The following is a 14,102-nucleotide window of genomic DNA, read 5'->3' on the forward strand; positions in this document are numbered from 1 at the left end:
TTGCTCAATGTCTGCTGCGCTCGTTATGCTGCTGAACCCATTAATCAGATCCGCGCCGCGGCGCTATTCGCCGCCCGGGATGTCTTTGATAACGGATCCGATGATGAATGCACCGCTGAAGGCGTTCGGCCCGATAAAGGCCGTGATTTTCGATATGGACGGTTTGTTGCTGGACACCGAGGGCATTTACACCGAGGTCACCTCGCTGATTGCCGGGCGCTACGGGCGGACTTTCGACTGGAGCATCAAGCAGAACATCATTGGCCGTGGCGCCAACGATCTGGCCAACTACGTGGTGCAAGCGCTGGATCTGCCAATCACCGCCGAAGAATTTCTGGTGATCCGCGAGCCGCTGATGCGTGAGCGTTTTCCCACGGCGCAAGCCATGCCCGGTGCCGAGGAGCTGATTCGCCACCTCAAGGCGCACAACATTCCAATCGCCGTGGGTACCAGTTCGTCGCGTCAGTCGTTCGGTCAGAAGACCACGTTGCACCGTGACTGGTTTGCGCTATTCGATTTCATCGTTACGGCGGACGATCCGGAAGTCGGTGCGGCCAAACCGGCACCGGATATTTTCCTCACCGCAGCACGTCGCCTGGGTGTAGCGCCTGAGGATTGTCTGGTGTTCGAGGACTCGCCGTTTGGCGTGACGGCTGCGAAAGCGGCAGGGATGACCGCGATCGCCATTCCCGATGCGGCCATGGCTGATGAAAAATACGCCCACGCCGACGGGATTCTTCGCTCATTGAAAGGGTTTATCCCGAGCGCCTGCGGCCTGCCGGCACTGGAGTGGAGCTGATCGAGCGATCATTCGATAAACAAAAAACGCCGCCCCTCCGTTAAAGGAGGGGCGGCGTTTTTCGTACAGACGACGCAGACCGGTCAGGCGCCGAAACCACCGTCGATGGTCAGGCTGGCACCGGTGATGTAGCCGGCTTCCGGCCCCGCCAGATAGGCGACGAAGCTGGCGATTTCTTCGGCTTTACCGTAGCGACCCACGGCCATCAAGGGAATCAGGCTGTCGGCGAATTCGCCGTGCGCCGGGTTCATGTCGGTGTCGACCGGGCCGGGTTGCACGTTGTTGATGGTGATGCCGCGTGGGCCGAGATCGCGGGCCAGGCCTTTGGTCAGGCCGACCAGTGCTGATTTGCTCATCGCATACACACCGCCACCGGCGAAGGGCATGCGGTCGGCGTTGGTGCTGCCGATGTTGATGATGCGGGCGCCTTCACCCATGTGTTTGGCCGCTTCCTGCGAGGCGATGAATACGCTGCGCACGTTGATCGCCAGGGTCTGGTCGAAATCTTCCAGAGTGAAGTCTTCCAGCGGGGCGACGGCCAGTACGCCGGCGTTGTTGACCAGGATGTCGAGGCGGCCAAAGGCTTCGACAGTGGCGCTGACGGCATGACGGATGGCTGCGGCGTCAGCGCTGTCGGCTTTGATCGCCAGGGCTTTGCCACCGTTTGCGGTGATGCTGTTCTGCAATTCTTCAGCTTTTGCGCTGGAGCTGACGTAAGTGAAGGCAACTGCAGCGCCTTCAGCGGCCAGGCGTTTGACGATGGCGGCGCCGATACCGCGGGAACCGCCTTGAATCAGAGCGACTTTGCCGCCGAGGTGTTGAGTGGTCATGTTCGATCTCCAGAATATTCAAGGCGGGAAGCCTTGTTGTTGGAGCCGAGTATCGACCTCTGATCCACAACCCACTAGCCCATGATTGCTATAGTCTGTGTAAACCGAAAGTTTACAGTGGTGAGCATGGAAAACTTCAACAGTATCGAATGCTTCGTGCGCAGCGCTGAAGTCGGCAGCTTTGCCGAAGCGGCACGGCGCTTGAGCCTGACCCCGGCGGCGGTCGGTAAAAGTGTGGCGAAACTTGAGGCGCGGCTCGGCGTGCGCTTGTTTCAGCGTAGTACGCGTAGCCTGACGTTGACCGAGGCGGGGCAGCTATTTTTGAGTCAGGTCAGTGCCAGTCTGACGACCATCCAGAACGCGGTGGCTAATCTGGCCAGTGTCGAAGGCCTGCCAGCGGGGACTTTGAAAGTCAGTATGGGCACGGTGTTCGGACGCTTGTACGTCGTGCCGTTGCTGGAAGAGTTTTTACGTCGTTTTCCGGCGATCAATCCTGATTGGCATTTTGATAACCGTCAGGTCGATCTGATCGGGCAGGGGTTCGATGCGGCGATTGGCGGAGGGTTTGAATTGCCCCAAGGCGTCGTCGCACGCAAATTGGCACCCGCGCATCGCGTGTTGGTGGCGTCTGCTGACTATCTGGAAAAGCACGAGGCGATCGCCGAGCCGGACGACCTGCAATATCACGATGGCATTCTGATTCGTTCGCCGCAAACCGGTCGAGTGCGCTCTTGGCAGTTGATCAGTAGTGGCAGTCAGCTCTGTCGACCACTGACCCTGAAGACGCGAATGACCATGAGCGATTCCGAGGCAGCCTGCGCGACGGCGGCGCAAGGTCTGGGGATTGCACTGGTGAGCATGCCGTTTGCGGTGGGTTATCTGGAGGCGGGCACGTTGCAGCGGGTGCTGCCGGACTGGTACATCGATGACGGCAATATTTCGATCTACTACGCCGAGCATAAATTGTTGCCGGGCAAGACGCGGGCGTTTGTGGATTTTGTGATTGAGCAGTTTGCGCAGCAGGGGCTGGCTCAGCGGTTCAGTGCTGTTTGAGCAAGGCTTGAGACCGAGTTGCCCCATTCGCGAGCAGGCTCGCTCCCACAATTGGAATGCATTTCCCCTGTGGGAGCGAGCCTGCTCGCGAATGGGTCGACTCGGTCTCCGATGATGAACTCAGCGAGCAAACCGCTCCGCCCAGCCAATGATCTTCTTCGGGCGCGGCGTCGCATATGTCCGCACCTTGGACGTCGACAACCCCAAGCGCACCAGCGCCTCCGCAATGGTCACCGCCGCCGTCACTCCGTCCACCACCGGCACCCCGGTACGTCGACGAATCTGCTCATCCAGCCCGGCCATACCGCCACAACCGAGGCAAATCACTTCGGCCTTGTCCTGTGTCACTGCTAGTTCAGCCTGATGCACGATCGCCTCCAGCGCGCGTTGTGGCTCATGTTCCAGTTCCAGCACCGCCAAGCCACTGGCCCGCACAGATGCACAGCGATCCCAAAGGCCAGAGAGTTTCAGGCGATCTTCAATCAGCGGCACGGTGCGATCCAGCGTCGTCACCACCGAATAAGCGTGACCGAGAAACATCGCCGTACTGGCCGCCGCGTCGGTGATATCCACCACTGGCACGTTGAGCAGTTCCTGCAAGCCTTCACGGCCATGTTCGCCATAGCCGGCCTGAATCACCGCGTCGAACGGCTGATCGTAAGACATCACCCGATCCATTACGGCGATGGCGGCCAGATAGCTTTCGAAGTTGCCTTCAATCGAGTCGGCGCCGAAGTGCGGCGTCAGGCCGACGATCTCCGTGCCGGGTGAGGCGACGGCCTGCGCCGAGCGGGCGATGGCCTGGGTGATGGATTCGGTGGTGTTGACGTTGACCACGAGAATACGCATGGAAAGTCCTTATGGCAGGGTGGTTCTGCGGCCCGAAAAGCGGGCCGCCAAAGGTTTAGTGACAGACGTTGTCGACTGCGATGGCTTCGCCACTGACGTCGGCGTAGTGCGCTTGGCGTTTGGCGATGATCAGGTAGAGCATGGCGGCGATGCCGGCACCGATCAGCCAGGAGAATGGCGAAACACTGTGGAAACCCGGTACCAGGGCCAGAACAATGGCGATCAATGCCGCCGGAATAAACGCCGCCACGGCGCGTAAATTGACGCCTCGGCTGTAGTAATAAGCGCCATTCGGGTCTTCGCTATAGAGCTGCGGGACGTTGATCCGGCCTCTGCGGATCAGCCAGTAGTCGACCATGATCACCCCGTACAACGGGCCGAGCAGGGCGCCGAGACCGGACAGGAAGTACACGATCACCAACGGGCTGTTGTAGAGGTTCCACGGCAGGATCAGCACGGCGATGGTCGCGCTGATCAGCCCGGCGCGGCGGAAGGTCAGGTACTTCGGCGCCAGGTTGCTCAGCACGAACGCCGGGGCGACGAAGTTGGCCATGATGTTCACCGCCACCGTGACGATCAGGAACGCCAGGCAACCCAGCACCAGGAAGAACGTGTTGGGGATCGAGGCAATGATCTCGGTCGGGCTTTCGATGATCCGGCCGTTGATTTGAAATTGCGCGCCACACAGCAGGACGGTAATTGCCGCGAACAGCAGAATGTTCACCGGCAAGCCCCAGAAATTTCCTACCTTGATGGTCTTGCGGCACGGCGAGGAGCGGGCGAAATCGCAGAAATTGAGGATCAACGTGCCGTAGATCGCCAGCCACAGTGCACCGCCGGCAAAAATGTTGCGCCACATCTCGCCGCCGGTCAGTGGTTCGCGAATTGACCAGGCGATGGTCGCGTTGGCTTGCGTGTACATCCACACGGCGAGAGCGGCAACAGTCAGCAGAATCACGGGACCTGCAAACGCTTCGTAGCGGCGAACCATCTCCATGCCGTAGGCGAGGATCGCCAGTTGCACCAACCAGATCGCCACGAAACACACCCAGCCCAGCGTCGACAGGCCGAGGATCGAGTTGTGGTCGTAATCGGCGAAGCCGGGATGCACTGCCGTGAGCAACACGCGAAACACCACTGACGCAAGATACGTCTGAATCCCGAACCAGGCGATGGCGATAACCGCCCGGATCAGCGCAGGAATTTGCGCACCGTGGATGCCGAAACTGATCCGGCTGATCACCGGAAACGGCACCCCGGTTTTCTGCCCCATGTAACCGGACAGGTTCATGAAGAAGTACACCAGCGCCGCACCGATCCCCAACGACAGCAGAATCTGCCAGCCGCCCAGGCCCAGCGCGTAGAGGCCGATGGCGAATGAATAGTTGGCGATGTTGTGCACGTCGTTCGTCCACAGGGCAAAGATGCTGTATTTGCCCCAGCGCCGACCTTCGGCCTTGGTCGGTGCCAGGTCGCTGTTGTGCAGGCGCGGGCTCAGTTGCAGCGGCTCGTCCAGCCCGTCGTGGGGCAAGGGTTGATCGAGGGCAGAGGAGGGCAGATTCAGCGCGATGTTATTCGAGAGACTTGTACGCATTCCGGCAGGCTCCTGATGTTCAGGGCCGCGATGACTGTGCATGAGCCGTCGGGCTCGACATATCTTCGTCGCGGCAGTGAAAGCATCACTGGTTACGGGGCATCTGCAGCCTGTACGGGATAGGGCGCTTCAGGCTTGCGGATCGAAAGTGTGCATGTTTTGCAGTTTTGTATACAAAACATGTATGCACTAAAGCCAGAACTATGCCAGTTGGCGATCTATGAATAGCGTCGCTCATTTCGAAAGGTTATCGACTGACGCTAAGTGCCTGAAATCAGGTGAGTAAAAATTGACCACTTGAACAGGTATTTATTTTTTTCAGAAGGGTATGGCGGGGATGGAACGAACGGGCTTTTTAGAAGGGATGTAACTTTTCAGGGCGCGCAAATAAAAAGTGCACACATAAATGGCACTGATGGTGACATTCCTGTGTACACATTTTTGGCGTGCCACTGCGAAACAAATGTGGGAGCGGGCTTGCTCGCGAAGGCGTCTTTTCAGTCAACAAATCCAGTGACTGAAAGACCGCTTTCGCGAGCAAGCCGGCTCCCACAGGGGACGTCATTGCGGCAAAGGTTTACGCCTTGCTGATGATATTCCCCGCATGCAACCCGCATTCTTTCTGGGTCGCTTCTTCCCACCACCAACGGCCTTCGCGCTCGTGCTGGTTTGGCAGGACCGGGCGGGTGCACGGTTCGCAACCGATGCTGATGAAGCCGCGTTCATGCAGGCTGCTGTACGGCAGCTCAAGCATGCGGATGTAGCCCCAGATCTCTTCGCTGGTCATCTGTGCCAGCGGGTTGAACTTGTACAGGGTGCGTTCCGGCGTGGAGAACGCCGTATCGATTTCCATCACGGCAACGGCGCTGCGCGTGCCCGGGCTCTGGTCGCGGCGCTGGCCGGTGGCCCAGGCTTTGACGCCAGACAGTTTGCGCCGCAGCGGTTCGATCTTGCGGATCCCGCAGCATTCGCCATGGCCGTCCTTGTAGAAGCTGAACAGGCCTTTTTCCTTCACGAACGGCTCGAGTTTCGTGTAGTCCGGCGAGACCAGTTCGATGTCGATCTTGTAGTGTTCGCGCACCTGATCGATGAAGCGATAGGTTTCCGGATGCAGGCGGCCGGTGTCGAGGCTGAACACCTTGACGTTTTTGTTCAGCTTCCAGGCCATGTCCACCAGCACCACATCCTCGGCGCCACTGAAAGATATCCACAGCTCATCACCGAACTCGGCAAACGCGAGTTTAAGGATGTCTTGAGCGGATTTGTTGGCATAGGTCGTGGCGAGTTCCACGACATCGAACGTTGGGCTCATCAGGGCGGCTTCCTACAGGTCGGTGGCGCTGGGCGCTCTATATGGCGGCGATGTTAACAAAAAGTGGCGGCGCTCGGGGCGTCCTGTGCGTTGCGTGCTTGAGTTTGAGTCGCTAGAGTTCGGCTTCGCTCGACTCAAATAATCAATACAAACGGGAGTGTTTTGTGGAAATTGCTTGCCTGGATCTTGAAGGGGTGTTGGTGCCGGAAATCTGGATCGCCTTCGCCGAAAAAACCGGAATCGAATCCCTCAAGGCCACCACCCGGGACATCCCCGACTACGACGTGCTGATGAAGCAGCGTCTGCGCATTCTCGATGAACACGGCTTGAAGCTGTCGGACATTCAGGAAGTGATCGCCACGCTCAAGCCGCTAGACGGCGCGGTGGAGTTCGTCAACTGGCTGCGCGAGCGCTTCCAGGTGGTGATTCTCTCGGACACCTTCTATGAGTTCTCCCAGCCGCTGATGCGCCAACTGGGCTTCCCGACCTTGCTTTGCCATCGTCTGATTACTGATGAAACCGGGCGGGTAACCAGCTATCAGTTGCGTCAGAAAGATCCGAAACGGCAGTCGGTGCTGTCGTTCAAGAGTTTGTATTACCGGGTGATTGCGGCGGGGGATTCGTATAACGACACGACGATGCTGGGCGAAGCGGATGCGGGGATTCTGTTCCATGCGCCGGACAATGTGATCCGTGAGTTCCCGCAGTTTCCGGCGGTGCACACCTTCGATGAACTGAAACAGGAATTCCTCAAGGCTTCTAATCGCGACCTGAGTTTGTAGTCGTCTGGAAGGACGCTTTCGCGGGCAAGCCCGCTCCCACATTTGAAATGCATTCCAAGTGTGGGAGCGGGCTTGCTCGCGATGCTTTTAGAGGTTCTGCAGGGTTTTCAGGAGGATTTTCACTTTAGTGATCGACTCCTGATACTCGGCCTGCCAGTCCGAATCCGCGACAATCCCGCCGCCACCCCAGCAGCACACCTGCCCATCCTTGACCAGCAGACTGCGAATCGCGATGGAGCTGTCCATCTCGCCGCGCACGTCCAGATACAGCAGCGAGCCGCAATACAACCCGCGCCGGGTCGGCTCCAGCTCATCGATGATCTGCATCGCGCGAATCTTCGGCGCGCCGGTGATCGAGCCGCCGGGGAAGCTGCCGGCGATCAGGTCCAGCGCGTCACGATCCGGCGCCAGTTCGCCGGTCACGCTGCTGACCAGATGATGCACGTTCGGATAGCTTTCCAGGTTGAACAACTCCGGCACCCGCACCGAGCCGATGCGGCAGCTGCGACCGAGGTCGCTGCGTAGCAAGTCGACGATCATCAGGTTCTCCGCGCGATCCTTGGGGCTGGCCAGCAGTTCGGCGGCGTTGGCGGCGTCTTCGGCGGGCGTCAGGCCACGGGGGCGGGTGCCCTTGATCGGGCGGGTTTCCACTTGGCGCTGGCTGACTTTGACGAAGCGCTCTGGGGACAGGCTCAACACAGCGCCGCCGTCGGGCAGGCTCTGGAAACCGGAAAACGGGGTAGGGCAGGCTTTGCGCAACGCACAATAGGCCAGCCATGGATCGCCTTGGCATTGCGCACGGAAACGCTGGGCAAAGTTGACCTGATAACAGTCGCCGGCCTGAATGTAATGCTGAATGCGTTCGAACGCCTGACGGTAGTCGTCAGCCGAAAGGTCGGCGCTCATCGGCTGGTTCAGCGTGAACGGTGTCAGCGAGGTCGAGGCCGGTTCAGAGAACAGCTTGATCAGGCGTTGCCGCTCACTGTCGCCCACCGACGGATGAAAGACCAATTGGCTGGTGGCGTTCTGGTGATCGCTGACCAAGGCCCAGTCATACAACCCGAACCGCGCGTCGGGCAATTGCAGATCATCCCGTGCCTGGCTCGGCAGGTTTTCCAGGTGCCGACCGAAGTCATAGCTCAGGTAACCGATCAAACCGCCGGCGAACGGCAGTTCATAACCGGCAGGTATGTGCGCTTCACCCAAACGGCTCAGAATGTCGCGCAAGCGTTGCAGAAAATGGCTGCCGCTTTCATCCGGCGACACCGCCAATTGTTCCATCGGCCAGGCGCTGAGCAAGTCATAACGGCCACGCTCGGCACTCGGCCGGCCACTGTCGAGCAGCACGGCACCGGGGGCGTTGCGGATTGCCGCGAAGTAGTCGGCGGGATTGGCACGGTAGGGCAGTGGGTGTACGGAACAGGTCAACATGGGCGGGGCAGATCGGCCATCGAGGCGGGGTGGGGATTGTAGTCTTCTGTGGGAATTGCTCCTAGAGGGGATGTCGGGGATTGGCAGATTGGCGGCAGGGTTGAGCCTTGTGGTGGCAGGGGAGCCGCTTTCGCGAGCAGGCTCGCTCCCACAGGAGGATGGATTCCAAAGTGGGAGCGGGCTTGCTCGCGAAGGCCGTGACTCAGATTCGGATCAACCTTATCGCCGCCATGGACGCTCTGCGTCCACTGTGACGCGGAGCGTCACGGGATGCATTCCCACGCAGAGCGTGGGAACGATCATCGGGGGGATCAGCCTTCGACGGCTGGAATATGCCCAAACATTTCCTGGGTAAACGCCACCCGCTCTTCAACCGACTCGGTCACGCCACGCGCTTTGAGCTCTTCCAGTCGTGCTTCCACCGCATGGGTACGCAACGTCAGCCCGCAGTCGTTGGCAATCTGAATGTTCAGCCCCGGCCGCGCATTCAGCTCCAGAATCAGCGGGCCCTTTTCCTGGTCGAGCACCATGTCCACGCCGATGTAACCCAACCCGCACAGCTCGTAACAACCAGCGGCGAGTTTCATGAAACCGTCCCAGTAGGGCAGTTGCACGCCGTCCACCGCGTTGGTGGTGTCCGGGTGTTTGGTGATGATGTTGTTCAGCCAGGTGCCGCGCAGTGTCAGGCCGGTCGCCAGATCGACGCCGACGCCGATGGCGCCCTGGTGCAGGTTGGCCTTGCCGCCGGATTGACGGGTTGGCAGACGCAACATGGCCATCACCGGATAACCCATCAGCACGATGATGCGAATGTCCGGCACGCCTTCGTAGCTGATGCTTTTGAAAATCTGATCCGGGGTCACGCGGTATTCGATCAGCGCGCGATCGCGATGGCCGCCCAGCGAATACAGACCGGTGAGGATGCTGGAGATGTGATGTTCCAGCTCCTCGTGGGCAAGGATCTTGCCCGACACCGTGCGATAGCGTCCTTCGAAACGGTCGGCAATCACGATGATGCCGTCACCGCCGGCGCCCTGGGCCGGTTTGATCACGAAGTCGCTGCGCCCGCCGATGATCTCGCCGAGCTTGTCGATTTCCTTCTCGGTGGAGATCACGCCATACAGTTCCGGCACATGAATGCCAGCCGCGATGGCGCGTTCCTTGGTGATGATCTTGTCATCGACGATTGGGTACAGGCTGCGCTTGTTGTACTTGAGCACGTAGTCGGCATTACGCCGATTGATGCCCATGATGCCCCGGGCCTCCAGAGCCTTCCAGGTCTTCCAGAAACCGAACATCAGTGATCAGCCTTGTTCAGGAACGCCTTGAAACGCACCAGCTCGGTCAGGCGGTAACCGCGATAGCGACCCATTGCCAGCATGAAGCCCACCAGAATCAGCAGGATCGCCGGGAAAGTGAACACGAAGTAAACCAGTTCCGGCACAGTCATGATCAGGTGTGCCAGAGACGCCGCAAACAGCGTACCGATCGCGACTTTCATCGCATGGCTGGCACCGCGTTCTTCCCAGGTGATCGACAGGCGTTCGATGGTCATGGTCAGAATCACCATCGGGAACAGCGCCACGGACAGACCGCGCTCCAGCCCGAGCTTATGGCTGAACAGACTGATCGCCGCGATCAACACCACCACAAAGGTCAGCACCACCGACAGTCGCGGCAGCATTTGCAGCTTCAGGTGTTCCAGGTACGAACGTAACGACAGGCCCAGCGCCGTGATCACGGTAAACAGCAGGATGCCGAAGCCCAGTTGCGTTTCACGGAAGGCGAGGGCGATCAGTACCGGGGTAAACGTGCCGAGGGTCTGCAGGCCGATCAGGTTGCGCAGGATCAGGATCACCAGCACGCCGATCGGGATCATCACCATGATCATGAACGTTTGCTGAGTCTGCAGCGGCAAGCCGTATAGCGAATATTCGAGGAAGTTGGCGTCGGTGTTTTCGTCGGTCAGCTTGGCCAGACGAATTGCGTTCATCTCGCTGTTGTTCAGGCTGAAGGTCACGTTGGCTTTCTTGCCGCCGTCGACGGTGATCAGGTTTTCATCGCCGGTCCACCACAACAGGCGGTCGGTCGGCAGGCCCTGTTCGCCGGTTTCCGGGTTGAAGTACAGCCAGTCGTTGCCGTTGAAGCTGCGCAGCCACAGTTCAGGGGTTTGTGGCTGGTCGGCGACGAGGCGGATGGTGTGGACTTTTTCCACCGGCACGTGGGCGATGGACAACAGCAGTTCGACGATTTTGGCTTTGTGCGGCGTCGACGGGTCGCCGGCCAGCAGCAGCTTCACGTTGTCATCGTTGACGTTGTTGACCCGTTTGATCGCCTCGCCAATGAAGGTTTCGACGTCGGCCGAGTGTTGGCGGATCGGCGCGAGCAGGGCTTCGGCAGCGATCTTTTCCGGGCCTTCAATGGCGATGCTGTCGCGGAAGGTCGGGCCCTTGATCTTGGATTTTTCGGCGGTGTAGCGCTTGGTCAGCACCAGACGGTAATAAAGGGTCTGGTTGCCCTTGGCCCGTCGCGCCGACCACGTCACCTTGCGGTTGCCATCGACGCGGTTCACGGCCACGCCGTAGTTATTGGAAATGAAGCTCTCGTTGAGGCTGACGTAATCGCGGCTCAGCGGCGGCACGAACATCTGGATCTTCACCGGATCCTTGGTGCTGGCGACGAACTCGACTTTGGCGTCGATGTTCCACAAGTCGTCGGTGGCGTCTTCGGTCACCGGGATGCCGAGCACGAAAATCTGATAGGCCGTAACCGAAACGCCCAGTAACACCAGAATGGTGATCAGGATTTTCAGGTGGAAGGTTAGAGAACGCATGAAAATTACTCGGCGGTATGAGCGGCGATGGTGCAGGCGGGTTTGCCTGCAGCGTATTTAAGGCTTGGATCGACCAGCGCGTCGAAGCGTTTCAGCGCTTCGGAGCCGATCAAAAGCGGGTATTGGAACGCACTTCGGTCGGTCAGGTTCACTTCGATGCTGCGCAGCGCCGTGCCCATGCAAATATCCAGCTCGATTACCGGGCGGGCGGTGTACTTTTTGCCTTCTTCCGGATCGTAGTCGCCAGCGCGACGCTTGATCTTGCTGACCCGGGCCAGCGGTCGTTCGATCGGGTGCGAATGCGCGGCGTCGATGGCCAGATAGAAGCGCACCCAGGATTCGCCGTCGCGTTTGAAACGTTTGATGTCGCGGGCGCTCAGCGACGCGGTTTTCGCCCCGGTGTCGAGCTTGGCCGCGACTTCCAGATTGATGCCATCAAGGGACGCGTATTCGTTGAGGCCGTACACGGTTTTTTCCCCCGCCGCAGCGAGGCCGGGCAGGCAGAACAGAGCAAAAAATGTGGGGAAAGGCTTGAGTCTCATAAATCCTGGTGCGCAGCGTTCCGTTTTCGGTTCAGGTCGTTGGCAAAAGTTGCGCAAGACCCTTCGTGTGCCTATCAGCTTTTTATGACAAGCCGTACAAATGGCCAGCAAATGCGGGCGGCATTCTAGCACGGTGGTTTTATGGCGCCAGCGCCTGCGCCGGTCTATAACCCTTTGGGAACCTTGTGGGAGCGAGCCTGCTCCCACAGGGATTAATCGACCAATGGGAGATTGCCTACGGTTATTAGACGATTGTCGACAATATCTATTTATCCTTTGACTGGTGCGGGCTAATTGGCTAGTTTTTGCCGCACTGGATTTAAAGGTGTCGACAATCATGCTGGATCAACTCGATCCCCCGGTCATCAGCGGCGACGATTCCGAGACGCTCTCGGAAAACGTCTTCCGGCGTATTCAGGCGGCCATCGTCAAAGGTGAGATCGCCCCGGGCAGCAAAATCTCCGAGCCGGAACTGGCGCGCACCTATGGCATCAGCCGCGGGCCGCTGCGTGAAGCCATTCATCGTCTGGAAGGCCAGCGCCTGCTGGTACGTGTACCGCACGTCGGCGCGCGAGTGGTGTCGCTGAGCCACGCCGAACTGATCGAACTCTACGAAATCCGCGAATCCCTCGAAGGCATGGCTTGCCGTCTGGCGGCCGAGCGCATGAGCGTCGAAGAAATCGACGAGCTGCGCCGGGTGCTGGAAACCCATGAGCGCGACGCGGCGTTTCAAGCGGGCGTCGGCTACTACCAGCAGGAAGGCGATTTCGATTTCCATTACCGGATCATTCAGGGCAGCGGCAACCGCACGCTGACCCAGATGCTCTGCGGCGAGCTTTATCAACTGGTGCGTATGTACCGCATCCAGTTTTCCACCACGCCGAACCGCCCACGCCAGGCGTTCGCCGAACACCACCGGATTCTCGATGCCATCGCCGACCGTGACGGCGAGCTCGCGGAATTGTTGATGCGCCGCCACATCGGCGCCTCGAAACGCAATATCGCCCGTCATTATCAGGACGGCGCCCACAATAAGACAGCCACTGAACGAGGTGAGTCATGAGTTCCAACCCGAACACTCCAGGCCAGCGTTTCCGCGATGCGGTCGCCAGCGAGCACCCCTTGCAAGTGGTCGGTGCGATCAACGCCAACCACGCGCTGTTGGCCAAACGTGCCGGATTCAAGGCGATCTACCTGTCCGGTGGCGGGGTGGCCGCAGGCTCGCTCGGCGTTCCTGACCTGGGTATTACCGGTCTGGATGATGTGCTGACCGACGTGCGCCGCATCACCGACGTTTGCGATCTGCCGCTGCTGGTGGACGTCGATACCGGTTTCGGTTCGTCGGCGTTCAACGTGGCGCGCACCGTCAAGTCGATGATCAAGTTCGGCGCGGCGGCGATTCACATCGAGGATCAGGTCGGCGCCAAGCGCTGTGGCCACCGTCCGAACAAAGAGATCGTCAGTCAGCAGGAAATGGTCGACCGCATCAAAGCCGCCGTCGATGCTCGCACCGATGACAGCTTCGTGATCATGGCGCGCACCGATGCGCTGGCCGTTGAAGGCCTGGAATCGGCACTGGATCGCGCTGCGGCGTGCATTGAGGCCGGTGCCGACATGATCTTCCCGGAAGCCATCACTGAACTGGAGATGTATAAGCTGTTCGCCAACCGTGTGAAGGCGCCGATTCTGGCCAACATCACCGAGTTCGGCGCGACGCCGCTGTACACCACCGAGCAACTGGCCGGCGCCGACGTGTCGCTGGTGCTGTATCCGCTGTCGGCGTTCCGCGCGATGAACAAAGCGGCGGAAAACGTCTACACCGCGATCCGCCGCGACGGCACGCAGCAGAATGTCATCGACACCATGCAGACTCGCATGGAGCTCTACGATCGTATCGATTACCACACCTTCGAGCAGAAGCTCGACGCGTTGTTTGCACAAAAGAAAGGCTGATTCAAACCCTGTGGGAGCGAGCCTGCTCGCGAAGGACGCCAACGATAACGCGGTGTCCTTGATGGACCGAGGTGTTGCGACAACCTTCGCGAGCAGGCTCGCTCCCACAAGTTTCCCCTAACAA

The 14,102-nt window shown here is 59.5% G+C and carries 13 protein-coding genes; 5 read left to right on the forward strand and 8 right to left on the reverse strand.

Annotation, left to right across the window (positions count from 1 at the left end; genetic code table 11):
• The first annotated feature begins 103 nt into the window (after positions 1-103).
• Positions 104-799: an HAD-IA family hydrolase gene (locus ATI02_RS27250; RefSeq protein WP_100847886.1), complete on the forward strand. Its 696-nt coding sequence runs from the start codon at positions 104-106 to the stop codon at positions 797-799.
• Between the two features lie 83 nt (positions 800-882).
• Here ATI02_RS27250 and ATI02_RS27255 read toward each other — a convergent pair whose 3' ends face one another.
• On the reverse strand, positions 883-1,629 hold the full coding sequence (locus ATI02_RS27255; RefSeq protein ID WP_095189419.1) for a 3-oxoacyl-ACP reductase family protein: 747 nt from the start codon (positions 1,627-1,629) through the stop codon (positions 883-885).
• A gap of 126 nt (positions 1,630-1,755) precedes the next feature.
• On the opposite strand from ATI02_RS27255, the gene ATI02_RS27260 reads away from it, so the two are divergent.
• Positions 1,756-2,682, forward strand: coding sequence for a LysR family transcriptional regulator (locus tag ATI02_RS27260; RefSeq protein WP_095189420.1), 927 nt, complete (start codon positions 1,756-1,758; stop codon positions 2,680-2,682).
• Between the two features lie 120 nt (positions 2,683-2,802).
• On the opposite strand, the gene ATI02_RS27265 is transcribed toward ATI02_RS27260, so the two are convergent.
• The 3 genes from ATI02_RS27265 to ATI02_RS27275 form a co-directional block, all read right to left on the reverse strand.
• Positions 2,803-3,531, reverse strand: coding sequence for an aspartate/glutamate racemase family protein (locus tag ATI02_RS27265; RefSeq protein WP_095189421.1), 729 nt, complete (start codon positions 3,529-3,531; stop codon positions 2,803-2,805).
• Between the two features lie 55 nt (positions 3,532-3,586).
• Complete coding sequence (locus ATI02_RS27270) at positions 3,587-5,125, reverse strand: NCS1 family nucleobase:cation symporter-1 (RefSeq protein ID WP_100847887.1); 1,539 nt, start codon at positions 5,123-5,125, stop codon at positions 3,587-3,589.
• Between the two features lie 577 nt (positions 5,126-5,702).
• Positions 5,703-6,437, reverse strand: coding sequence for a phosphoadenylyl-sulfate reductase (locus ATI02_RS27275; RefSeq protein ID WP_100847888.1), 735 nt, complete (start codon positions 6,435-6,437; stop codon positions 5,703-5,705).
• A 164-nt stretch (positions 6,438-6,601) separates the two neighbouring features.
• Here ATI02_RS27275 and thrH point away from each other — a divergent pair, with 164 nt between their 5' ends.
• A complete protein-coding gene (gene thrH / locus ATI02_RS27280) occupies positions 6,602-7,219 on the forward strand; it encodes a bifunctional phosphoserine phosphatase/homoserine phosphotransferase ThrH (RefSeq protein ID WP_095189423.1) in 618 nt (205 codons plus the stop codon).
• Positions 7,220-7,306: 87 nt separating this feature from the next.
• Here thrH and pabB read toward each other — a convergent pair whose 3' ends face one another.
• From pabB to rloA, 4 genes are all read right to left on the reverse strand, one after another.
• Positions 7,307-8,650: an aminodeoxychorismate synthase component I gene (gene pabB, locus ATI02_RS27285; RefSeq protein ID WP_100847889.1), complete on the reverse strand. Its 1,344-nt coding sequence runs from the start codon at positions 8,648-8,650 to the stop codon at positions 7,307-7,309.
• Positions 8,651-8,961: 311 nt separating this feature from the next.
• Positions 8,962-9,948 (reverse strand): alpha-L-glutamate ligase-like protein, encoded by a 987-nt coding sequence (locus tag ATI02_RS27290; protein ID WP_095189425.1) that lies wholly within the window; start codon positions 9,946-9,948, stop codon positions 8,962-8,964.
• Positions 9,948-11,483, reverse strand: coding sequence for an osmotic stress tolerance membrane protein RloB (rloB, locus tag ATI02_RS27295; protein ID WP_095189426.1), 1,536 nt, complete (start codon positions 11,481-11,483; stop codon positions 9,948-9,950). Before rloB ends, ATI02_RS27290 begins: the two co-directional genes overlap by 1 nt.
• A 5-nt stretch (positions 11,484-11,488) precedes the next feature.
• Complete coding sequence (rloA, locus tag ATI02_RS27300) at positions 11,489-12,025, reverse strand: retropepsin-like aspartic peptidase RloA (protein WP_095189427.1); 537 nt, start codon at positions 12,023-12,025, stop codon at positions 11,489-11,491.
• A gap of 340 nt (positions 12,026-12,365) precedes the next feature.
• Here rloA and ATI02_RS27305 point away from each other — a divergent pair, with 340 nt between their 5' ends.
• Both ATI02_RS27305 and prpB read left to right on the forward strand, forming a co-directional pair.
• Positions 12,366-13,088, forward strand: coding sequence for a GntR family transcriptional regulator (locus ATI02_RS27305; RefSeq protein ID WP_185037038.1), 723 nt, complete (start codon positions 12,366-12,368; stop codon positions 13,086-13,088).
• Entirely contained in the window at positions 13,085-13,978 is an 894-nt protein-coding gene (gene prpB, locus ATI02_RS27310) for a methylisocitrate lyase (protein ID WP_100847891.1), read from the forward strand. Before ATI02_RS27305 ends, prpB begins: the two co-directional genes overlap by 4 nt.
• Positions 13,979-14,102: the final 124 nt, after the last annotated feature.

This window comes from Pseudomonas baetica (genome assembly GCF_002813455.1).
Classification (GTDB): domain Bacteria; phylum Pseudomonadota; class Gammaproteobacteria; order Pseudomonadales; family Pseudomonadaceae; genus Aquipseudomonas; species Aquipseudomonas baetica.